General features: G+C 58.2%; 25 protein-coding genes. 2 read left to right on the top strand and 23 right to left on the bottom strand.

Going from position 1 to position 22,465, the window contains the following annotated elements; translation table 11 throughout:
- Positions 1-3: 3 nt before the first annotated feature.
- The 14 genes from miaB to gspG form a co-directional block, all read right to left on the bottom strand.
- Positions 4-1,344, bottom strand: coding sequence for a tRNA (N6-isopentenyl adenosine(37)-C2)-methylthiotransferase MiaB (gene miaB / locus VN114_RS01045; protein ID WP_325511094.1), 1,341 nt, complete (start codon positions 1,342-1,344; stop codon positions 4-6).
- A gap of 22 nt (positions 1,345-1,366) precedes the next feature.
- Positions 1,367-1,759 carry a hypothetical protein gene (locus tag VN114_RS01040; protein WP_325511092.1) on the bottom strand — a complete coding sequence of 131 codons (393 nt, stop codon included), beginning with the start codon at positions 1,757-1,759 and terminating at the stop codon, positions 1,367-1,369.
- Between the two features lie 220 nt (positions 1,760-1,979).
- Positions 1,980-2,426: a type II secretion system protein N gene (locus VN114_RS01035; protein WP_325511090.1), complete on the bottom strand. Its 447-nt coding sequence runs from the start codon at positions 2,424-2,426 to the stop codon at positions 1,980-1,982.
- Positions 2,426-3,646, bottom strand: coding sequence for a type II secretion system inner membrane protein GspF (gene gspF, locus VN114_RS01030; protein ID WP_325511088.1), 1,221 nt, complete (start codon positions 3,644-3,646; stop codon positions 2,426-2,428). Before gspF ends, VN114_RS01035 begins: the two co-directional genes overlap by 1 nt.
- A gap of 17 nt (positions 3,647-3,663) precedes the next feature.
- Complete coding sequence (gspE, locus tag VN114_RS01025; protein ID WP_325511086.1) at positions 3,664-5,148, bottom strand: type II secretion system ATPase GspE; 1,485 nt, start codon at positions 5,146-5,148, stop codon at positions 3,664-3,666.
- A 4-nt stretch (positions 5,149-5,152) separates the two neighbouring features.
- Entirely contained in the window at positions 5,153-7,495 is a 2,343-nt protein-coding gene (gspD, locus tag VN114_RS01020; protein ID WP_325511084.1) for a type II secretion system secretin GspD, read from the bottom strand.
- A 5-nt stretch (positions 7,496-7,500) separates the two neighbouring features.
- Positions 7,501-8,280 carry a type II secretion system protein N gene (locus VN114_RS01015; RefSeq protein WP_325511082.1) on the bottom strand — a complete coding sequence of 260 codons (780 nt, stop codon included), beginning with the start codon at positions 8,278-8,280 and terminating at the stop codon, positions 7,501-7,503.
- Positions 8,273-8,809, bottom strand: a complete 537-nt coding sequence (gene gspM, locus VN114_RS01010) for a type II secretion system protein GspM (protein ID WP_325511080.1) — start codon at positions 8,807-8,809, stop codon at positions 8,273-8,275. The genes VN114_RS01015 and gspM overlap by 8 nt, the downstream gene beginning before the upstream one ends.
- Positions 8,806-10,107 (bottom strand): type II secretion system protein GspL, encoded by a 1,302-nt coding sequence (gene gspL / locus VN114_RS01005; RefSeq protein WP_325511078.1) that lies wholly within the window; start codon positions 10,105-10,107, stop codon positions 8,806-8,808. The genes gspM and gspL overlap by 4 nt, the downstream gene beginning before the upstream one ends.
- An 82-nt stretch (positions 10,108-10,189) precedes the next feature.
- Entirely contained in the window at positions 10,190-11,140 is a 951-nt protein-coding gene (gspK, locus tag VN114_RS01000; RefSeq protein WP_325511076.1) for a type II secretion system minor pseudopilin GspK, read from the bottom strand.
- Positions 11,137-11,754 (bottom strand): PulJ/GspJ family protein, encoded by a 618-nt coding sequence (locus VN114_RS00995; protein WP_325511074.1) that lies wholly within the window; start codon positions 11,752-11,754, stop codon positions 11,137-11,139. Before VN114_RS00995 ends, gspK begins: the two co-directional genes overlap by 4 nt.
- Positions 11,744-12,157 (bottom strand): type II secretion system minor pseudopilin GspI, encoded by a 414-nt coding sequence (gene gspI, locus VN114_RS00990; protein WP_325511072.1) that lies wholly within the window; start codon positions 12,155-12,157, stop codon positions 11,744-11,746. The genes VN114_RS00995 and gspI overlap by 11 nt, the downstream gene beginning before the upstream one ends.
- 1 nt (position 12,158) lies before the next feature.
- The gene (locus VN114_RS00985) at positions 12,159-12,677 is read right to left on the bottom strand and encodes a GspH/FimT family pseudopilin (protein ID WP_325511070.1); all 519 of its coding nucleotides are present in this window, start codon (positions 12,675-12,677) and stop codon (positions 12,159-12,161) included.
- Positions 12,665-13,132 carry a type II secretion system major pseudopilin GspG gene (gspG, locus tag VN114_RS00980; protein ID WP_325511146.1) on the bottom strand — a complete coding sequence of 156 codons (468 nt, stop codon included), beginning with the start codon at positions 13,130-13,132 and terminating at the stop codon, positions 12,665-12,667. Before gspG ends, VN114_RS00985 begins: the two co-directional genes overlap by 13 nt.
- Positions 13,133-13,384: 252 nt before the next feature.
- Here gspG and VN114_RS00975 point away from each other — a divergent pair, with 252 nt between their 5' ends.
- Together VN114_RS00975 and VN114_RS00970 are read left to right on the top strand one after the other, a co-directional pair.
- Entirely contained in the window at positions 13,385-14,341 is a 957-nt protein-coding gene (locus VN114_RS00975) for a D-2-hydroxyacid dehydrogenase (protein ID WP_325511068.1), read from the top strand.
- 110 nt (positions 14,342-14,451) lie between these two features.
- Complete coding sequence (locus VN114_RS00970; protein WP_325511062.1) at positions 14,452-14,964, top strand: Dps family protein; 513 nt, start codon at positions 14,452-14,454, stop codon at positions 14,962-14,964.
- Positions 14,965-15,071: 107 nt separating this feature from the next.
- Here the strand turns inward: VN114_RS00970 and VN114_RS00965 are convergent, their stop codons facing one another.
- The 9 genes from VN114_RS00965 to VN114_RS00925 form a co-directional block, all read right to left on the bottom strand.
- Positions 15,072-15,569, bottom strand: coding sequence for a YkgB family protein (locus tag VN114_RS00965; RefSeq protein WP_325511060.1), 498 nt, complete (start codon positions 15,567-15,569; stop codon positions 15,072-15,074).
- Between the two features lie 537 nt (positions 15,570-16,106).
- Entirely contained in the window at positions 16,107-17,024 is a 918-nt protein-coding gene (locus VN114_RS00960) for an NADP-dependent oxidoreductase (RefSeq protein ID WP_325511144.1), read from the bottom strand.
- Between the two features lie 46 nt (positions 17,025-17,070).
- The gene (locus VN114_RS00955; RefSeq protein WP_325511058.1) at positions 17,071-17,520 is read right to left on the bottom strand and encodes a GNAT family N-acetyltransferase; all 450 of its coding nucleotides are present in this window, start codon (positions 17,518-17,520) and stop codon (positions 17,071-17,073) included.
- Complete coding sequence (locus tag VN114_RS00950) at positions 17,507-18,058, bottom strand: pyridoxamine 5'-phosphate oxidase family protein (protein ID WP_325511056.1); 552 nt, start codon at positions 18,056-18,058, stop codon at positions 17,507-17,509. Before VN114_RS00950 ends, VN114_RS00955 begins: the two co-directional genes overlap by 14 nt.
- Positions 18,055-18,675 carry an FMN-dependent NADH-azoreductase gene (locus tag VN114_RS00945; RefSeq protein WP_325511055.1) on the bottom strand — a complete coding sequence of 207 codons (621 nt, stop codon included), beginning with the start codon at positions 18,673-18,675 and terminating at the stop codon, positions 18,055-18,057. Before VN114_RS00945 ends, VN114_RS00950 begins: the two co-directional genes overlap by 4 nt.
- A 152-nt stretch (positions 18,676-18,827) precedes the next feature.
- On the bottom strand, positions 18,828-19,631 hold the full coding sequence (gene dkgB, locus VN114_RS00940) for a 2,5-didehydrogluconate reductase DkgB (RefSeq protein WP_325511054.1): 804 nt from the start codon (positions 19,629-19,631) through the stop codon (positions 18,828-18,830).
- Between the two features lie 92 nt (positions 19,632-19,723).
- Entirely contained in the window at positions 19,724-20,434 is a 711-nt protein-coding gene (locus VN114_RS00935) for an SDR family oxidoreductase (protein ID WP_325511052.1), read from the bottom strand.
- 131 nt (positions 20,435-20,565) lie between these two features.
- Positions 20,566-21,111 carry a peroxidase-related enzyme gene (locus tag VN114_RS00930; protein WP_325511050.1) on the bottom strand — a complete coding sequence of 182 codons (546 nt, stop codon included), beginning with the start codon at positions 21,109-21,111 and terminating at the stop codon, positions 20,566-20,568.
- A 242-nt stretch (positions 21,112-21,353) separates the two neighbouring features.
- Positions 21,354-22,307, bottom strand: a complete 954-nt coding sequence (locus VN114_RS00925) for an AraC family transcriptional regulator (protein ID WP_325511049.1) — start codon at positions 22,305-22,307, stop codon at positions 21,354-21,356.
- Positions 22,308-22,465 lie beyond the last annotated feature (158 nt).

Here is a 22,465-nt window from a genome sequence, read left to right as displayed (position 1 = left end):
AAATTATTGTTTGACGATGACTTCACCGCGCAGCGTGTAGCCGTGCGATTGCGTGATGTTGACGTCGATCAACTGGCCGATCAGTCGATCCGCATTCGGACCGCCGGCGAAATTGACGACGCGATTGTTTTCGGTACGGCCCTGCAGATCGCCGGCTTCCTTCTTCGCTGCGCTTTCGACCAGAATGCGTTGCACGCTGCCGACCATTTCATCGCTGTAACGACGCGTGTTGGCATCGATCACGGCTTGCAGACGTTGCAGGCGTTTCAGCTTGACGTCGTACGGTGTGTCATCTTCCAGATTGGCGGCCGGTGTGCCGGGACGCGGACTGAAAATGAAGCTGAAGCTGTTGTCGTAACCGATATCGGTGATCAGTTTCATCATCGCTTCGAAATCTTCGTCGGTTTCGCCGGGGAAGCCGACAATGAAGTCGGACGAAATCGAAATGTTCGGACGAATCGCACGCAGTTTGCGCAACACCGATTTGTATTCGAGCGAGGTGTAGCCGCGTTTCATCGCCGCCAGAATGCGATCGGAACCGTGCTGCGCCGGCAGGTACAGGTGATCGACCAGCTTCGGTACTTTGGCGTAGGTGTCGATCAGGCGCTGCGTGAATTCCTTCGGATGGCTGGTGACGAAACGGATGCGTTCGATGCCGGCGAATTCGGCGATGTATTCGATCAGCAGTGCGAAGTCGGCGATCTCCCCATCATGCATCTTGCCGCGATACGCGTTGACGTTCTGGCCCAGCAACGTGATTTCCTTCACACCTTGCGCTTCAAGTCCGGCGACTTCGGCCAGCACATCTTCGAAGCGGCGCGACACTTCTTCGCCGCGCGTGTACGGCACCACGCAGTAGCTGCAGTACTTGCTGCAACCTTCCATGATCGACACGAAGGCCGATGCGCCGTCGACCTTTGCTGGCGGCATGTGATCGAACTTTTCGATTTCAGGGAAGCTGATGTCGACCTGCGAGCGGCCGGTCGAGCGGCGCTGCTTCAGCATGTCCGGCAGGCGGTGCAACGTCTGCGGACCGAACACCAGATCAACATACGGCGCGCGCTTGACGATCGCTTCGCCTTCCTGCGACGCGACACAACCGCCGACACCGATCACCAGATCGGGATTGGCCAGCTTCAGTTCGCGCAAACGGCCGAGATCGGAGAACACTTTTTCCTGGGCCTTTTCGCGCACGGAACAGGTGTTGAGCAGGATGACGTCGGCGTCTTCCGGTCTGTCGGTCTTGATCAGGCCGTCGGAGGCGTTGAGCACGTCGGCCATCTTGTCCGAGTCGTACTCGTTCATCTGGCAACCGAACGTCTTGATGAATACTTTTTTCTGCATGAATGACTGCTTCAAATAATGATTAGTTTGACGCTTCCGGAGTCGGAACCGGTTTCGGCAACGGCTTTGGCGCGGGCAGCGGTGTCGGCAGCGGAACCGGTTTCGGTGCGGAGCGTTTGGCTTCCTCGGGCGTCAAAATCCAGATGCGGTCGATATCGCCCTCGAAGTTTTCCGTGTAAAAGACCGGAAGATCTTCGCCACGCAACGACGCCGGCATTTCGATCAGATTGTCCTGGTTCCAGATGCGGGAACCGGCCGATAGCACGCGCGGCTTGTCGTTAATCACTACACGCGGATAGTTGTCCGGCGTCATCAGGCCACGCTTCGCATTCTCCGGAAACGGCCGTTCGAATGCATGCGCCGACAGGGTTGCAACGGCAAGAATGCAGCTGACCAGGAAATGATGTATCCGCATGGCTGAATCCGTTCAGGGCAAAGTGTGAATGGTGCTCGGGTGACCGAAGCGTGCGGCGAGCGGTCGGTTGACGGCGGCTTTGGCCGTTTGGCGCTGCAAACCGGCTTGTTTTGCGTGTGATGTTTTGTGCAATTCGCGCGCAAAATTTCGTCGCCAATGATATCACGGCGAGAAGGGCGGCATGCGGCCGCGGGCGGAGCGTGCAGGGCGGACGTTGCAGTTATTTTGCCGCGGCTTTTTCCTGTTTGGCGGGTTGCGATTGCGGGCGTGGCAACGGCACCTGTTTCTGTACACCGTTGTCGGACAGCAAAACGCCATCGGCATGGATTTCCAGCACGCGTACACCGGGGCCGATTTCGCTGCCGATTTTCGCGGCGCGCGCCGCGTTGCCGTCGGCGGAAACGATGGCGACGCTGTCGCTGTCGAGCGTGGCCAGCACAATCCCTTTCAACTGGTAATTGCTGGCAACGGCGCTGCCACGGCCGAACAGCAGGGCAGTGGCCGCGTTGTCGATCTGTACAGAGGGCGCCGGTGCTGCAGCGAGTGCGCGTTGCGGCGGGGTTGAAAACTGCAGAAACCACCAGGTTCCGCTGACACACAGTGTCGCTAACAGAGCGGCACTGACGATGACGGATGGATGGACGGCGATGCGGGGAAGTTTGGGCATTAGCGCACCATCTGGTTGATTTCAATGATCGGCATCAGCACGGCCAGCACGATCAGCAAAACGACCACGCCCATTGCGAGAATCAGTGCCGGTTCGAGCAGGCTGGCGATCGTCATCGCGCGTCGCTCCAGATCCTGTTCCTGCGCATGCGATGCGCGTTCCAGCATTGCCGGCAAGGTGCCGGTGATTTCGCCGGCGCGAATCATGTGGATCAGCATCGGTGGAAACTGCTTGTTCGCGCTCAGCGCCGTCGCCAGGGCAACGCCTTCACGCACGCCGGCCGATGCCTGCCTGACCTGTTCTTTCAGGGCGACGTTGCCGAGCGTGTCGTGACTGGTCTGCAGCGCCTGCAGGATGGGCACGCCGGAACCGGTGGTGATCGCCAGCGTGCTGGCAAAACGCGCGGTATTCAGGCTGCGTTCGAACTTGCCGTACAGCGGTGCGGTCAGCAGCCAGCGGTGCCAGCGCATTTTGATTGCGGGATTCTTCAGCGCATGACGCCATGCAAACCATGCGGCAATCGCGATCAGCGCGGCCAGCCAGCCATATGCGCGAACGAAATCGGAAATCGCCAGCATCAGGATCGTCAGCAGCGGCAATTGCTGTTTGGTGTTGGCGAAAACCGACACGATCTGCGGCACCACATATGTCAGCAGGAAAATCACGATCGCAAACGCAACGACGGTGACGATGGCCGGATAAGTAAATGCCAGTTTCAGTTTCTGCACCAGCGCATTGCGTCGCTCGCTGTAATCGGCGAGCCGTGCCAGCACTTGCGACAGTTGTCCGATCGCTTCGCCGGACGCGACCAGTGCGCGGTAGATATCGTTGAAATCACGCGGGTGCTGCGCCAGCGCATCGGACAGTGCATGTCCGCTCATCACCTGCGAACGCACGGAGGCAACAAGATCGCGCAGATACGCACGTTCGGCCTGTTCCAGCAAGGCGGTCAATGCCTGCTCCAGCGGCAGGCCGGCTTCCAGCAGGCTGGCAAGCTGGCGTGTGAAGAGCGCCAGTTCGACATGCGACAACCGTTCGCCGAAACGCCGCTTGTGCAGATTGCCCGTGCCGTCGATCTGCGCCGTGATGGCGGAGACCTCGATCGGCGTCAATCCCTGCGCACGCAGGTCGGCGCGCGCCGACCGTGCGGTGTCGGTGTTCAGCACGCCGCGCAGCGTGCTGCCCGCGGCATCTACGGCTTCATAGCGGAAGGCGGGCATGGCGATTCTTTTTCACGTCAATCGTCTCCGGTCACGCGCAGCAGTTCTGCACGCGTTGTGACGCCTTCCGCCAGCCAGCGTGCGCCGTCTTCACGCATTGTGCGCATGCCGTCATTTTGCGCGGCGGCACGAATGTCCGCTTCCGATGCGCGCTGATGGATTTGCGTGCGGATGGCTTCGTCGGTCTGCAGCAATTCATAAACGCCGACGCGACCGTGATAGCCGGTGTGACCGCAATGTTCGCAACCGGCAGCGTGCCATTCCGTGCCGTCGAAATGACGGCAGTGCACGCACAGCTTGCGTACCAGCCGTTGCGCCACGACGCCGAGCAGCGACGACGACAGCAGGAACGGTTCGATGCCCATGTCGAGCAGGCGCGTGACGGCGGCCGCGGCGTCGTTGGTGTGCAGCGTCGCCAGCACGAGATGGCCGGTGAGCGATGCCTGTACCGCAATCTGGGCGGTCTCCAGATCGCGGATTTCGCCAATCATGATGATGTCCGGATCCTGACGCAGAATGGCACGCAGCGCTTTTGCAAACGTCATGTCAATGCGCGCGTTCACCTGCGTCTGGCCGATGCCGGCCAGTTCGTATTCGATCGGGTCTTCGACGGTGAGGATATTGGACGCCGGCGAATTCAAGCGCGACAGCGCTGCATACAATGTGGTGGTTTTGCCGGAACCGGTCGGACCGGTGACGAGCACGATGCCGTGCGGTTGCGCAATCAGTTGATCGAACTCGCGCAGCGTCGTTGCATCCATGCCGAGATGCTGCAGGTCGAGGCGACCGGCTTCCTTGTCGAGCAGGCGCAGCACCGCGCGTTCGCCGTGTCCGGTCGGTAACGTGGAGACGCGCACATCGACCGGCTTGCCGCCGACGCGCAACGTGATGCGTCCGTCTTGCGGCAGGCGTTTTTCCGCGATGTCGAGTTGCGCCATGATCTTGATGCGCGAGATCAGCGCAGCGTGGATCGCCTTGCGCGGCTTGATAACGTCGCGCAAATTGCCGTCGATGCGAAAGCGCACGACGGAAATCTGTTCGAACGGCTCGATGTGAATATCGGAAGCTCCTTCGCGCAGCGATTGCGTCAGCAGCGCATTGATCATGCGGATCACCGGTGCGTCGTCGGCCGATTCCAGCAGATCTTCAATGGCCGGCATGTCTTGCATGATCTTGTTCAGATCGACATCCGATTCAAATTCGATGGCGACCTGCGCCGCGTCGCCGCCCGCATCTGCGTAGGCGGCGGCGATCGCGGCGGTGAGCTGGTCGGCATCCATTTTCTGCAGGCGAACGGGACCGAAACGGCGGCTGACTTCCGCAATTGCCGTTGGCCGCGTTGCATCGGATATCCATAACTGCACGGCCTGCATCTTGCCGGCGGATTCAGCAGCAGAGTCGCCAGCAGAGCCGGCAGTCGATTCTGCAGCGGATTCAGCCGATATCGCCAGCAGCGAAAACTCGCGGGCAAAACCGTAGGGCAGCAGCGCACGTCCGTTCATGGCGTCAGTTTTCCTGTGCCGGCACGACCGTAGGTTCGACGACGGGTTGTTCGTCGGGCCTGATTGCACGGATTGCATCCGACGGCGCATTGGATCGCGGCGTCTGCGATGATTTCGGCATCAGTGAAGGCGGCATCTGTACCGGCATCTGCATGATGCCGTCGCGTATTTCCGGAATCATTGGCGAAATGGCCGGCGACGGTGCGGTCTTTTGCTGATCCGGTTCGGCATCGATCTGCAATTTGCGGATGTAGTCGTAACGGTTGGTCGACAGCTCCTGACTCTGGTTGTTGTCGCGAATCACGATCGGTCGCAGGAATACCATCAGGTTTGTCTTGTTGCGCGTGCGCGAACGGTACTTGAACAGGTTGCCGACGACCGGCAGGTCGCCCAGCACCGGCACTTTTTCATTGGTTTCGCTGACGTCGTCGCCGATCAATCCGCCCAGCACGATGATCTGGCCGTCATCGACCAGCACGCTGGATTCGATCGAGCGCTTGTTGGTGATGATGCCGGATGGATTGGTCTTGTCGGCGATGCTCGATACCTCCTGATAGATGTCGAGCTTGATCGTGCCGCCGTCGGAAATTTGCGGACGCACTTTCAGCGACACGCCAATGTCCTTGCGTTCGACGGTCTGGAACGGTGCGACGCCGGTGCTGCCGGCCGAGTTGGTCGCATATTGTCCGGTCAGGAACGGCACGTTCTGGCCGACGATGATGCGTGCTTCCTCATTGTCCAGCGTGATCAGGTTCGGCACCGACAACACGTTGGTGTCGGTATCCGTCTGCAATGCGCGCAGTAACACGCCGAGGCCGCGCTGGTTGAAGATGCCCAGCGTCAGACCGTTGCCGGGCAGGCCGGCCGGTCTGCCGGTGGTGGAGAACGACGCCAGCTGATTGATCAGGTTGTCGCCGCCGGTGGAGAAGCCGGTGCCGGCGCCGAGGCGCACGTCGGTGCCTGAGTTGCCGGTTGCGCCTGCCCATTGCACACCCAGTTCGGTCGCCACATTGGCCGAGACTTCGACGATCAGCGATTCGATGTAAACCTGCGCGCGACGCATGTCGAGCTGATCGATGATCGCGCGCAGGTTGCGATAAACCGGCTCGCTGGCGGTGATGATCAGCGAGTTGGTGGAGCGGTCGGCCTGGATGAACCCGGCACCGGAGTCGCTGGCGGATGCAGGTACGCCGCCGTTGCCGTAACTGGTATTGCCCTGCGCATTCAGCTTGCCCGCGCCGAGAGAGGAACCGTTGTTGCCGGAAGAGTTGTCGCTGCCGTTCGGATTGTTGCCGATACCGGAACCCGATTGATCGTTGTTGCCGAGCGACGAGGCGGCATCGGGGATCGCCGTGCTGTCGCCGGAGACGACCGCGCGCAAGGTCTTTGCCAGTTTGCCGGCGTCTGCATTGCGCAGATAGACGACATGCACGTTGCCTGGTTGCGTGGTCGGCTGATCGAGCTTGGCAATCAACGCGCGCGCGAGATTGGCGCGTGCTGTCGATGGCGCTCGGATCAGGACCGAGTTGGTGCGCGCGTCGGCCAGCAGACTGATGCGGCCGCCGTCGGCGTTGCCGGTTGCAGTCGCTGCGGCGTTTGCAATCGGATTGATGTTGCCGGCATCGAGCAGCTTGCCGGCGAGTGCGGCGATATCGCTGGCGATGGCAAAACGAACCGGCACCACGTCGACATCCGCCGCGGCCGGTGTATCGAGCGAACTGATGATTTTCTCAAGCCGTCGCAGGTTCTCCGCGTAGTCGGTGATGACCAGCGTGTTGTTGCCCGGATTGGCGTTGATCGTGTTGTTTGGCGAAATCAGCGGACGCAATACGGTCACCAGATTATTGGCCGATTCATAGTTCAGCCGAAAAATCTGCGTCGCCAGTTGATCGCCGCGCAACCTGCTCGCAGCCTGGGGTGCGCCGAGCTGCAGCTTGGCATCGGCTTCCGGCAGCACTTTCGCGTAACCGTCGCTCAACACCATCGCGTATCCGTTCAGGCGCAATACCGAAGCGAGAAGATCAAGTGCCTGGCCCTTGCTCAGCTTGCGTTCGGAGACGAGATTGATCGTACCCTTGACGCGTGGATCGATGATGAAGGTGAGGTTCGCATATTCGCCGACTGCCTTGATCACGGATTCGATGTCGGCACCGATAAAGTTGAAGCTGGCGCCGCTCTCCGCGTTTTGTTTTGCGTTTTTCGTCGTATTGTCTTTTGTCGGTGCTGCCAGTGCGGACGTGACATCTTGCGCCGTCAGTACGATCATCAGAATCAGGGCGACCGTTGTGCGCAGTCGCGGTGCAACTTTCGATTGTGGTGGTGCCAGTTGCGGGTGAGGGGAATGCATATTCATCATTTGAACTCGAGAGCGATAATGTTCCTGCCGTCCTGCTGCCGGCGCTGACCAAGCAAATTCAACAGATTTGCCAACTTTTCTTCCTGACCCGAAGCCGCTTCCGCGCTACCGGAAAATTGCAGCTTGCCGTCGTGGATCGTGCCGTTTCCCTGCAACAGCAACGGACCGTGCAACGACGTCAGCGTCAGCGGTGCCTGCGTTCCCTGCCACGTCATGCGCATGCGATAGCTGCCGAGCGGATTGACCGGCGACAGACGTGAACCCATGTCATCCAGTTCCAGCGTGACGACGCCGTGCAATTGCAATGCGCCGTCGTGCGCGTCGGCATTCAGGTCGTTCCATGCCAGACGCATGCGACCGCTGGGAGTCAGTGTGTTGAGCGGTGCACCGAGTGCGGCAAGTCGTTCCGCCGGCAACAAAACGGAGCCGGCATCGAGATGCCATTGCCGCAGGCTGCCGGAAAGGTGCACCGGCTTCGACAGCGATTCCGGATTTGCAAGCTGCAGATCGATGCGGCCGATCAGCAGCAGCCACGGGGACAGTTGCCACGCAAAACGTCCGGGCAGCAACGGCGTTACGGTGCCGTCCGATAGGGAAGCCGCACCGAGTAACGCAGAACCGCGCCACAGACTGCCGTCCGCATCGATCAGCGTCAGTTTTCTCTTGCTTTGCATTTCCAGAAACTGTCCCAGCCATGCAGCAGGTGCAAATGCCAGTGCGCTGATCGCCACGCTTAATGCGGCGACCGATGCATACAGCCATGCGCGCCTACTCATCTTTTTGCCGATTCAATTGCAGCGCGGCGCTGACCATGCCGGCCTTGTCTTTTGCATTCAGTGCGGCATCGGCGACAACGAGTTGCTGCGTTTTCTGCAAGGTGCGCAGGCAGTCGAGCAACTGCGCAAAGGGCACGTCATCGAACTGCAGGCGTACGCTGTCGCCGGAAATACTGACGTTCTGCGCTTTCAATCCATGCTGTCTCAAGGTTCCTTCCAGCTTCTGTCGCGACAACATCGATGGAGTGTCGGCGGCGACCGGCAGAGCTGTTGCAGTATCGGCCAGAGCACGCAGTTGCGCTGCCTGCATGCGCAGTTGCGGCAAGCCGCGTTGCAGTTGTGCGCGACCTTGCAAGGCGGGCGCGATCAGGATCAGATAGAACAGCGTGACGGCGATGGCGACACCGGCTCCGAGCAGGAAGTGCTGCTCGCGTGCGGTGCGTGCATGCCACGCATGTATTGCCGTCTGCAGCAATACAGCGTGCTGTTGCTGCATGGCGGTTTTCCATTTCGCGAACAGTTGTTTCATGGCGCCCGCCTGATCTGCCAGCTATCTGCCGCGCCTTGCTGCAAGGTCAGCCTGCGCTCGGCGAGCGCGGTCTGCAGTTGCTGCTGGAATGCATCGAACTGTTCGTCCTGCTGAACCTGCGGTTTCAGTTTCAGCGACAGGCTGCGTTCACGATAGTCGAGCGAAGCGATGGCACCGTTGCTGTCCGATGTTGGCGGCAGGCCGTTCCAGGCAGAAGCGAGGCTGGCGGACAGTGCAAGAAAATCGTCCGGTGCCGGTTCGCCTGAGGCGCGGCGGGCAATGGCAATTTTCTGTTGCATCTGCAGCAGCGGGTCGAGAATCACGCGTTCGTTCGGAAAGCGGCTGCGATAGGTTTGCAGCATGCCGGCCTTCAAGGTCTCTGCTTCGCGATGCATGCGCCACCAATCGGCGTTGAGCGCAATCGTGTTGATCAGCAATACGGCGGCGGCCAGCTGCAGCGGCAGCCGCCACGCGCGCAGATCGAAACGGCTGTGCGAGATCGCGAGAGCGCGCATCATGTTGATGCCATGTGGTGGCGTGGCGCGGTCGGCGGATGAATTGGCGGCGATCCATCGCTTCCAGTCGTCTGTCTGCACATCCATGTCGGCGTCGGCAATTTGTATCCAGAAGGGTGCGTGTTGCGGCGGCACCAGCAGCGTGACCGGCCCTGTCGGTTGCAGCAGACGCAGTGTGGAAATCGCCTGTTGTGCGGCGTCTGCTGCATCTGCGGCATGCAAGGACAGGCCAAGCGATGACTGTCCTGGAAGATGCAGGCCGAGCTCCAGCAACACTCCTTGCGAATCGCTTCCCGATTCATTCGTATATTCGTGCAGTACGGCCATCGCGCGATCGTGCTGCGACAGGCAGGATTGCAACGGCCATGCCTGCAGTTTCCTTGCGCCCATTGCCAGACAGATGTCGGCCAGCGATTGCAGGCGGTCGCGTAGCATGACGGCAACGGTCAGCAGATCGCCGCTCGCCGTTCCGGGAACGATGACGCAGTTCTCCGGATCGTCGAGCAGATGTTCTTCCACAAGATTGGGAAGAGCGCGTTTCAGGCGTGCGGGCGACAGCGGCGGGATACGGATCGCAAGCAGCGTGACATCTGCAGCGGCGAGCAGCAGCACCACGCGATCGGCATCGGCCATCGTCGCGGCGAGACTGGAAAGGCGCGTTTCACCGCTGCGTGCAATGACGCCTTGATGCGAGGCAAGAGCGAAGGAGCAGGGCAGTGAAGAATCGACCTGGACAGTCTTGATACCGGCCGAAGAGGGCAGGCGCAGATAAAGTGTGTTCATGCATCCGTTTCATTAAGGCCTCGTATTGTGACAAGCCGACATGACGGTTTGATGACAGTGTCATTGACATCATTTCGCATCGTTATTCTTCATGAACGGAGAGGACGCGCACGTTGCCGTCGACGCGTTCGATCAGCGTCTGCATGTTGAGCAGCGCACGTCCCATCTTTACCTTGCCATGGACATAAAAGAAATCACTGGAGAAGGAAAGATCGCCGTCGCTCAATTGATACGAAGTACCGTCCTCGCGTGGCGGAAGGCTTTGCTGCAGTTCGTTCAGATCGCGAAAATAGCGGCGCTCGCGCAGCGCCAGCAATGACATTGCGGCGGCAGGCGGCAGGTCGTCGATCATTGCCGCCAGCACAGGGGCAGATGCGGTATTGACGTTGACCGGCGTCGCGCGCGGCAGGATGGAGATGTGGTCCCTCAGTTGCGCGAGGATGGTGCTATTCATGCCGGGAACGGCCAGCAGATCATTGTCCTGCTGCAACGGCATCGTCATGCCGGAGGCGGCAGTTTGTCTGGGCGACAACTGACCGGCAGCGACGGCTTCGGCGCAGGATAACGCCAGCGAGGGATCGATTTGCAGCGCTGCAAGCAGCCGCGCAAAAGCATGGACGGCGTGCTGGTTGATCGTCCGCGCATTACTCAATGTGGTCAGGTTGAAGCGCGACTGCGCATCGACGATGCGGCCCGACAGTACGGCATCCTGTTCGCTGCTGCCATCGACATACTGGCTGAGCGGCGTCGGCGCCAGCGGTACCGCCCACGGTTCACCGAGATGATCCTGCCGGGAACTGCGTGCGTCTTCGCGCAGGATCAGCCTGGCCCAGTCGAGCGCGCCACGCAGTATCCATTGCTTCTGTAACTGCAGACGCTGATTTTCGATCGAGCGCACCTGTACCTGTTGCTGCCAGAACAGGCTGGCGACGATGGTGATGGCGAGTGTCGTCAACAGCAGCGCAGTGATGATGGCGACGCCGCTCTGCGTGTGCAGAAGGATTTTTTTGTTGCATGGTTTTCGATATGTCATCCCGCCGCTCCCAGCAGCAGGACCTTGACGATTGCCTGCGTTTTTCCCGAGGGCAGCAGGCTGACTTCCAGACCGCTGTAGTTTTTCTTGCTGCCGCCGGCGACCGTTTCCACATTGCGCCAGCCGGACAGCGTGTCCCACAGCCGCAACTGCATCGCAGTCACGCCGTTCTGCAACGGCAATGCCGGAGATGGAAGGTTGTCGTCGAGCGCCATTTGCCACAACGCACCGAGCTGATCGAGATCGCGCGTGCCTGCCGATTCCTGCCGGGTCAGGACGCCGTTCGACAGACGATAGCTGACGATATGCAAACGTCCCGGCTGCTGCTCGGCATACGTCGTGCGAATCAGTAAAAGGCGATTGGGAGATATGTCGACAGTCACGCGATTGCCAGCCATTTCCGGCGTCGCCAGTTGCGCACAGTCGCTCTGCAATTGCGCAAAGCTGATCTGCATGCTGCGGGTTTGTGCCAGTTCTTCATTCAGCGCGATGCGTGCGCGAACGATGCCGTCGAGACCGCGCCAGCTCAGGACGGCGACCATCGCCAGGATGGTGATGGCGACCAGCAATTCGATCAGCGTGAAGCCGCGATGCCGGCAGTTTCTAGCGACCATTGGAAATCACCTGCGTGAGCGCGACCAGCTTGTGCTTCATTTTCGAACTGTCGTAAACGCTGACTTCGACGCGCCGGAAAAATGGATTCGGGGTCGGCAAAACGACTTCCGTGCAATACAAAGGCAGATCCCCTTGCGGGCAGGGAAAGTCGTGCCGCCCCGTATCCTGCCATTGTTGCGTCAACCGGATTTGCGCCAGACGGTTTTCCGCCGACCAGTTCGCCATCATCGAGGCACGCAGGTCGGCACTATTGCGCGTCAGGCTGCCCACTGCACGCAGGCTTGCACCGAGTGCCGTGCCGACGATCAGCAGTGCGACCAGCACTTCCAGCAATGTGAATCCGGTGGAACGATGCGGAATAGCGCGGAAGGCAGGGCGGTGGTTGAATCGAGCGCGATGCATGTCACTGCAACGCAAAATGACCGATGCCGTCGGCATGGATCGCGCTGCGCTCGTTGCCGGCGACGAGCGTCAGAACGAATGCCTGATCCACCGGTTCGCGACCGAACACGATGCGCACCGACGAATCGACAGAAGCAGAATTGATCTGACGTCCATCAGGTGACGCAATGTTCAATTGCACAGGTGGCAGGCGGAATGGGCGCTCGCGCAGCAGAGAGTCGTTCTGCAAAACCTGCCAGCCGTTTTCTTCATGCACCAGAAAGCGATAGCGATCGGGCTGTGCTTCAAACGCGATAGGACGGTTGCGCACGATCGCTTCATCACGCGCAAGTTGCAGCAGCAAGGCAACGCGTTGCGCATCGGTCTGCAGGGTTTGCGCGTTGTTCGGCAGGATCGATAGCGACACCATGCCGAGCGTCATGCCGATGATCACCATCACGACCAGCAGTTCCAGCAGCGTGAATCCCGCCGCGCGAAACCGTGCAGCACGCAGGTCGGAAAATCGGATCAGAGATCCCACGAACTGATATCGGCATCATTGCCTTCGCCACCGGATTGACCATCGGCGCCGAACGAGAAGACATCGATCTCCCCCTTGATGCCGGGCGACAAATATTGATAAGGCGAGCCCCACGGGTCTTTCGGAAGCTTGTCGAGATAACCGCCTTCCTTCCAGCCGGGCGCCGCGGGTCCGCTCGTCGGCTTCGCGACCAGCGCGGCCAGTCCCTGTTCGGTCGTCGGATAGCGATGATTATCGAGGCGATACAACTTCAGCGCCTGCATGACGGTTGCAATATCCTGTTTGGTCGCGGCAATGCGCGCATCGTCGGTACGTCCCAACAGTTTCGGTACGACCAGCACTGCGAGAATACTCATGATCACGACAACAACCATGATTTCGATCAACGTAAAACCACGCGTCAGACGTGGCGCACTACGCGATTGACAGGGAAGAAAGGAGAAGGCGGAGGACATGGCGATATGAGAAGCGGAAATCCAGACGGATTCTAGGCGCTCGCCATGACGATTTGATGACATGCAAAAAACGATAGGCGCATGACGATCGATGCATATTATTAAATGTTCCGGGCGAAAGAGCGGGTAATCTACGCAATGCGTCAAGCAATTTTTCGCCATGCAGGATTGATCTTGCCGACGACTGTCCCTGATCCATTCGGATGACGGTCGATAAGAAAAGCGTGAACGTTCCCAGAGAAAAGGAGTGGTATGCCGGCCCAACAAAAAATCGTCTTCCTCGATCGCATGAGTCTGGACGCCAATGTCCGCAAGCCCGCGTTTCATCACGAATGGACAGAATACGAGGCAAGCGAAGCCGGCGATGCGGCATCCCGACTGGCCGGTGCGACGATTGCCATCACCAACAAGGTGCCGATCCGCGCGCCTGATCTGGACAAGTTGCCCGATCTGAAGATGATCGCCGTAGCGGCTACCGGCATCAACGTCGTCGATCTGGAGGTCTGCCGTGAACGCGGCATCGTGGTGTCCAACATTCGCGATTATGCCGTCGCTGCGGTGCCGGAACATACGATCACGCTGATGCTCGCATTGCGTCGCAACCTGCGCGCCTACTCCGACGATGTCGCCGCCGGCCGCTGGGAAAAATCAAAAACCTTCTGCCTGCTCGATCATCCGATCAGCGATCTGTCCGGCAGCCGGTTGGGCCTCATCGGTTATGGCGCGCTCGGCAAATCGGTCGCGAAGCTCGCGCTGGCATTCGGCATGGAAGTCTGCGTCTACAACCGCTCGCCGATCAATGACCCGCATGTCACGACATTGCCGCTCGATGAACTGATCCGCACATCGGACGTCATTTCGCTGCATCTGCCGTTGAGCGATCAGACGCGCAACATGATCGGCCGCGCCCAACTGGAACAGATGAAATCGACCGCGATTCTCATCAATACCGCACGTGGCGGGCTGGTCGATGAGGCTGCGCTTGCAGAAGCGCTGATCAACGGTCGAATCGCCGGTGCCGGTTTCGACGTGCTGACGGTCGAGCCGCCGCAGCCCGACAACCCGCTGCTCAAGTTGCGTCTGCCGAACTTCATCCTCACGCCGCACACCGCGTGGGCCAGCAAGCAGGCGATGCAGACGCTCGCCGATCAACTGATCGACAACGTCGAAGCCTTTGTCGCCGGAAAACCGCGCAACGTGGTGGTTTGATCGCCGCACATGTTGGTACGTGTTTGCCGCATGACGCCGCAGATTTTCCATAATTGCAATATCATGTGAAGACGCCGCAACGGCGCCATTTCATCTGAGGGAAAATCATCATGGCAACGAAGAACATCAAGAAAGTCGACACCAGGAAAGTTGTAAAGATCGATATCGGTATTTCCGAACGTGATCGCGCAAAGATCGCCGACGGACTGTCGGCCCTGCTCGCCGACAGCTACACGCTGTACCTGATGACACACAATTTCCACTGGAACGTCACTGGCCCGATGTTCACCAGCCTGCACACGCTGTTCCTCGAGCAGTACACGGAACAATGGAATGCGCTGGACCTGATTGCCGAACGCATCCGTGCACTCGGCTATCCAACGCCGGGCACGTATGCCGAATTCAACAAGCGTTCCTCCATCAAGGAAATCGCCGGTGTGCCGAAGGCAATGGACATGGTGCGCCATCTGGTCAACGCACAGGAGGCAACGGCACGCACCGCGCGCGCATTGTTCGACGTGGTCGACAAGGCCAACGATCAGCCGACGGCCGATCTGTTGACGCAACGCCTCGATGTGCATGAAAAGACTGCGTGGATGTTGCGCAGCATTCTGGAAGAATAATTTGCCGAATAGGTGCCGGGTTCGACGCCCGGCATTTTTGCGCAGAAAAAACAAAACCCGCACAAGCCTTTCGGCCGGTGCGGGTTTTTGCATCGAACTCATGACTTCTAATTCTCGGTTCGCAGACCTCTGACTGACGACAGAAGAAGAGAAAGCGACGCGGCCAGCAAGACAAGGTCCTTGAGAAGGAACTGCCCAGGCATGGCGCCAATTGCAGGAAATCCACCGGCCGTCGCCTCTCCGATACCGGGCGTACTGAAAAAGAAAGTGAGCGTGATCAGGTAGGTCGCAGCCGACATCGCCGCTCCCAACGCGGAGAAAATTGGCAAGAACGCGCCAAGAATCAGAGCGCCTGCAGTGGACAGTTCAAGCACGCCTATCACGTAACTTGCTCCTTGGATGCCGAATAAAGTATGCAACCAGCTCATGATCGGGCTGTTGGCGATGAATGGAGCGATGGCGTTCGCTTCGTAAGAGGTGAATTTCATTCCGCCAAACCAGAGAAAAACGACGACCAGTGCCCATCTAAGTAAAGCCAGAGACGAGAGCGATCCGACACTTTTCTCGGCGATTTGTAGACGATTCTGATTTGCACGACTGTTCATTTTGGTTTTCCCTTCCAGTTATTAATCGGGTAGTTAAGAGCCTTCACTTTAGGCCTGTCGCAAACCAATTTCGAGACTGCATCGGCTCAATAAAATGCCCGAATGAATCAAACAACGCGTCGATCCATTCATAACCTTGGCACGCACCCGGCACCTTTCGACATGGTTCGGGGCCTGGAAGTCAGGTCCCGTGAAAAATCGGTGCCGCTATCGCTTGCAATCGAGATCACGGCGTCGGGTAGTGAAGGGTGACGCATATACGACGCCCGAGGGGCGGTGAGGATCTTGCCTCTACAATTGAACATCCTTGCCGGTCAGCAGGAAGTGTCGAGGATCTGGTAACGGGTTAACGCTTGGGAAGAACCCAGGTCGCGCGAGAGAAGTGAATGCATCCCCTTCGGGCCGTTTCTCAAGATCATCCTGATGTTCCTGCCCTGCTTCCAGTCGATCGAATGCCTTCTTCGATTTTCATACAACACGCTCAGCCTGCATATATTGCTTGAGGGCTCGGCGTGAAGCTGGAGAATTCTCCAATCTTCACGGACGAACGCGGATGATGGTTTTCCCCTTGCGGCGCTCGGAGCGATTGAATACGGCGACGGCATCGTCAAGGGTCGAGACGGTACCGATGTTTGTTCGCAGTCGTCCATCCCGCACTCGCTGCACGATCTCGTTCAGTTGCGCACGATCGGACTCGACGACGAAATCGACTGCCAAGCCATTGGCTGGTCTTTTTTCCACCGGGCCGGCGATCGTCACCAGTGTTCCACCAGCGCGAACCATTGCAGCGGATCGTTTGCCGATATCGCCGCCGAAGATATCGAAAACCAGATCAACTGTACCGACGTCCTCCAGGGTGTCGTTGTCGAGGTCAACAAACTCTTGCGCACCGAAATCGAGGATCGTCTGTCGGTCGGCAGCGCGTCCCGTACCGATGACGTACGCGCCGGCTTCACGTGCGAGTTGCACTACCATCGAACCGACGACGCCTGCCGCGCCGTGCGCGATGATGCGCTGTCCCGCACGGAGGTGGCCGTGTTCAAACAGGCCCTGCCACGCGGTCAGTCCCGGCATCGGCAAGCTGGCTCCAACCGTGAAGTCGACGTCGCCGGGCAGGGGAGCCAGATTGCGCGCTTCAACCGCGATGTATTCAGCCAGTGTGCCGTCGCGCGTCCAGTCCGTCAGCCCGAATACACGTTGGCCGATTGAGAGTCCCGTTGTGCCATAGCCGAGCGCAGTGACCACTCCCGCCAGTTCATGGCCCGGAATCGACGGAGTTCGGTCGCGACCGTTGCGATCAGTCCAGGTTGGGGGCCACGTCAACTCATCCCATGTGAATCCCGCGGCATGAACCTCAACAACCACGTCGTTTATCGCCGCCTGCGGCAAGGGACGTTCCGTCAACCTCATCCCGGCTGTTCCTGCCGCTTGATCCGTTACCGTAATCGCTTTCATCATTTGGTCTCCATGCATAAACTATTGAATTTCTCGCCCCAGCGAGTCAGGAAAATACGTTGCGGTAATGGATGAAACCCGAGCGCTCGGCGACCCGGTCGTATAGCTGTCTGGCGTTATGGTTGGTTTCGTGCGTTAGCCAGTACACCCGCGATACGCCGCGACTTCTCGCATCCGCATACACGTGCTCGATCAGCGCGCGACCGATTCCTTTGCCGCGTCCGTCGGCCGCAACAAACAGGTCTTGAAGATAGCAATCATCACTGGCTGTCCAGGTAGACCGATGAAAGATCGTGTGTACAAATCCCACTGCCTGTTCGCCCAGCATTGCCAGCGCTGCATGCATCGGTTCGCCCGTGTTCAGGAAGCGCTCCCAAGTCTGGAGTGTCACGGTCTCGGGGATCTCCACTTCATAAAATTGCTGATAGGCTTTCCATAGCGGCAACCAGACTTCAAAATCCTTGTGTTCGATGGCTTTGATCTCAATTGATTGCACGGGATGCTCCCAAGATCCTGATGGACGCTCCGCTGTTGTATGGGGTTGGCTGATCTTCGTTTCCCTCAGACCCCATACCCATGCCGAAACGGGTTTCATACCGTGCTTCTGGTAACAGGTGCTCATGACTCCGCCCCGGGTCTGCAAAGACAAACGCCGGCACCAGTAACGGAGTGATCGAAGTGGGTTCGATTTTGACGACGTGATCGACGAGATACTCGGGACCATTCGTCGCCCGAACGTCGTCGACGATCGTCGAATGCTCGTCGTCACCGTACGACAGCACCAATCCTTGTCCCTTGAACCGATAACCGCGTCTCTGGAAGATATCGACGACATTCATTTCAATGGCAGGATTGCGCTTCAGATTCGTTATCGTCTGGGGCGAAGCGATATCGGCGAAGTAAAGAACGCCATTCCTGAGCATCAAAGAGGCCTTTGGCGAAAGATTGGGTGTTCCGTCTTCGTTGACTGTAGCGATGAACGACAGGATCGCCTGCTTGATAATCGCCTCCATATCGGCAGTAATTTCAATCATGGATGTGGGCCTCCGATGACCGAGAGGTCAAGCGCTGCAAGTGCCTTGTCCCTTGCCAACGTGGCTTGCTCCTGGTCGAGAAACGCAGTGGCCTGCACAGAGAGAAATTGCAGAGTTCTAAGTCCGATGCAGTCCAGCACAGCAGACAGATATGGAGTGAGAAAATCGGGTTGATTGGCTCGTTCACCGGTAAATACGCCACCGGAAGCAATGCCGATAAACACGGGGCGATCCTGAAGCATTCCCACCTTCCCGCCGGGCGTCGACTTGAACGTGCGCCCGACACGAAGGATCTGGTCGATCCATGCTTTGAGGACCGATGGCACGGTCAAGTTGTTCATGGGCGTTCCGATGACAATCACATCGGCCGCTTCGACCTCCTGAATAAGCGCTTCGGAAAGATTCAGCGCACCTTTCGGCGGCGCTGCCAAAGTGGTCGGGGACGACAGGGCAGTCGCATAGTTTGACGAAGCATGGGGCAAAGGGGCAGCGGCAAAGTCACGTCGGCTGATGCTCGCATCGGGCGCAACCTCAAGGAGTTTCTTGACGATCGCCGCTGAAAGCCGACGGCTGTGTGATTCCAGACGCGGACTGCAATCAATATGGAGAATGTTCATGCGCATGTATCCGATTTAAAAAAGAATGAAGTCGAACAGCGCGAGCGGCGTCCCGCCCGGCCCATCGGAATACTGCGCTGACCAACGCGTAAAAATCGGATGATCTGGTGTGTCACTTCCTGCTCCTAAAGTTGTCGGCAAATGCGATCAGATCAGTCCCAGTCGGGAGCCAGACCGTCGAGGCTGACTTCCCGGCCACCACGTTCCAGTGTGGCGATCAGCGCCATGTCTTCATCGGTCAAACGCAACTGCCGGGCCAGCAGATTGCTCGCCAGATTTTCGCGTCGTGTGGAAGATGGAATCACCGAATAGCCCAGTTGCAGCGCCCACGCCAGAGCGACTTGTGCCGGCGTGGCGTCATGGCTGCGGGCAACGCGATTGATAACCGGGTCCTTCAGTATCTTGCCGTAGGCCAGCGTCATGTACGAGGTGACATGAATCCCCTGTTCCCTCAGGAATCCGGTCAACTTGCGGCCTTGCAGATAGGGGCTCAGTTCAATCTGATTGGTCGCGATCGCATCCCTGCCTACCGCGGCAATGGCCTGCCTCGTCGTCGCAATATTGAAATTGGATATGCCGATCTGACGGGTCAGTCCTTGCTCCCGTGCTTCAGCCAGTTCATGCATGACTTCTTCCACCGGAATACCATGTGCGGGTGCCGGCCAATGGATCAGTGTCAGATCGACGTAATCGGTGTGCAGTTTCGCCAGACTGTCCTTCAGGCTCGGAATCAGTTTGTCGCGTGCACAATTGTCGACCCAGATCTTGGTGGTCAAGAACAATTCGTCACGTGCCACGCCGGATTCGGCGACGGCTTGGCTTATCTCTGCTTCATTGTCGTAGATCTGTGCGGTGTCGATCGCGCGATAACCCAGTTCGAGCGCGTTACGCACCGAATCGATGACGACCTGACCCTGCAGGCGAAAAGTGCCGATGCCAAATGACGGAATACTCATACAAGGCTCCTCAATGCTGGAGTTCAGCCGCACGTGAAATTGGATGTTTGAGGGTCATTTTTTCTCTCTTCCTTGATCAGTAATTTGGCATCTCAATGTCCTGCGCTTTGTCCGCCGTCGACGTGCAGGATCTCGCCGGTAATGAAAGGGGCCGAATCAAGAAAGAGAATGGCATCGACAATATCGCTTGTTTCACCCATGCGTCCGATCGGGTGAAACGCTCCCAGAACGTCATGGTTTTCAGGTGCATGCATCGGCGTCTTGATGATTCCCGGGGCGACGGCATTTACGCGAATACCCTTCTTCGCGTACTCGATCGCTAGCGCCTTTGTGGCAGCGTTGAGGCCACCCTTCGTCATCGCAGCCAGTACGGAGTAGACCCCACTGATCGGCGCATCGGCGATGCTGGATGTGATGTTCACCACGTGGCCACTCGCATGTTTTTCCATCTCGACGATCGCGCGCTGCGTGATGTGAAAAAAGCCTGCCATGTTCACATTCATCACGGCGGCGTAATCTTCGATGGTGTGTTCGGTGAACGGCTTTCCGATGTAGACGCCCGCATTGTTCACCAGCGTATCGATCCGGCCAAATCGGGTAATGGCTTCGGAAATGACACGTTGGGCTGTTGCAGGATCGCCGATGTCTCCGGCGATATTCAGGATGTGTTCGTCGTCCGACGGCTTGATCGAACGTGAAGTTGCGACGATACGGTAATCGCGCTTTCGAAATGCCTTTACGATTTCAGCACCGATGCCTTGTGATGCGCCGGTGATAACAACGACCTTCTGTGGCTTGTTCATGCTTTACCTTTGAAAATATCTTTTCGCTTCAATGCGGAGTGCCGGCACAGACGAAAACCTCGGCGCATTCCCGGGAAATGTCTCGTGAAGGCGTCCGGGTTTTCGCAGTGGGCCTGCATTACGAACAAGGATCAGATCGCGCCGGCCGGCGTAACGGCAGGGAAATCTTTCTCGGGATCGAACACGTTGTTGATAAAGTTCGTCAGCGAATACATGGCCACCAGTGCAACAATCTCCATGATGTTTGCATCCGTGTAGCCGGCGTCTCGGACAGCTTGCAGCTCGGCGTCGCTGACCTGGCCGCGCGCCTTGGTGACTTTCTGTGCGAACTGGACGGCGGCATCGCGTTTCGGATCGGTAGCATGACCCTTGCGAGCAAGAATGATTTCATCGGCTGGCAGCTTGGCCATGTGTTCGGCTGTAAAGCTGTGAACTGTCAGGCAGTAGTTGCAGCCGTTCACCTCAGAGACAACAAGACCGATGCTGTCACGGGTTTTCACATCGAGCGCCTTGCTCAGTGATCCGAGCAGTGTGGCCCATGCGTTGAACGCAATCGGACTCTGTGCGAAAGCCGCCATCATGTTGGGAGTAAACCCGATGTTCTTGGTGAACATATCGAGCGTTGGTTTCGAAGCGGCTGGTACCTGTTCTGGTTTCAAAGCGGTAGTTCTGGTCATCATGATCTCCGTAAGTAAAGTAAGTTGCTGGTTTCACTAATTGGGGGAGTCCGTCTTGGAATCTTCCCCGTGGTTAGGAGTCTCCACTTTAGGCCTGCCAGACATCATTTTCGAGACGACCTCGGCTCAATAGAATGCTCAAAAAGATCAACCTGTGAAGTAATTCCCACTTAACTACGCACCACTTGATTATGCACGCATGACGGCCCAACACTTCGTCAAGGCCACAGCTTTCGAGAGAGTTATTTACCCTCGCGCGCGAACCGTCGACATTGCCCCGGCGTTATTCCCATTTTTTCGGTGAACACTCGCCGGAATGCCGCCACGGATCGATACCCGACTGCGTCGGCCACGGCCTCCGTGGTCATCCCTGGTTTCTTCAACTCGTTCGCAGCCATGCTCATCCGGATATCGGTGAGCAATTCGATAGCTGAACGATTCAGCTTGTCTTGAAAGTGCCGTACGAAAGTGGCGCGCGACATGTTGCACAGATCCGCCAGATCCGGCAGTTTCCAGGAACGTACCGGATTGGTGAACATGGCTGAAATGGCGGGAGCCAATCGTGAATGACCGGCAAGTGCCAACAGGCCTGGGGGGGCCTGCTCAGACTCGCTTGCAGCACGTAGTGCCAGGGTGAACAGCGCTGAGGTAAGTGCGTTGAGGATGGCGCATCCACCCGGCTTGTCACTGGCAGACTCCATGCGCATCAGACTTACGAGGCTGGCCAGATGATTCGAAGCAGGCCTGAGGGCTCCTCCCTGTCCGTCCACCGCGCGTACCATGAGCGTCGCTGGTAGATAGTCGCGAATCATCCGATCATGAGGAGGTTCGATAAAAAAACGCCCACACAACATGTCCAGATGCTCACCTCGACCGTCATTCTCACTGACCGTCCATCCCGCGGAGCCTTGGCGATTGTAGGTATGCCCCGGCGGATGCCCACTGCCGTCGTGCAGCACGTGCGCAGACCCGTGAGGTAACAACACGATATCGCCGGCCACTAACTCCTTGTCCGTCTTCGTTTCCGGATCCTCGATAATGGCCCGACCGTTGAGTACGACATGGTAAGGAATCTCATGCCTTGCAGATTGCGTCCAGGCCACACGCCATGGCGCGCCATAGGTGCAGTGGACCTCCAACTGGCCAGTGACAGTGATCATTTGCAGGAGACTGCTCAGCCAGTCGACTTGGGACATAGAACCTCGGGAACTTGAACTACTCGAATCTTTTTTGCGGTTGCCAATCATTTGTACGACGCTTGCCCGACGAGCCGGCCGACATACACAAAAGCCCGGATGAACGTCCAAGACCTTCTTGGTGCTTCCGGGCTTTTGGTGTCTACGTTTGCATCAGA

Source organism: Oxalicibacterium sp. (assembly GCF_035565035.1).
GTDB lineage: Bacteria > Pseudomonadota > Gammaproteobacteria > Burkholderiales > Burkholderiaceae_D > Oxalicibacterium.
Note: the sequence above shows the minus strand (reverse complement) of the source record. Positions and strands in the feature narration are given on the sequence as shown.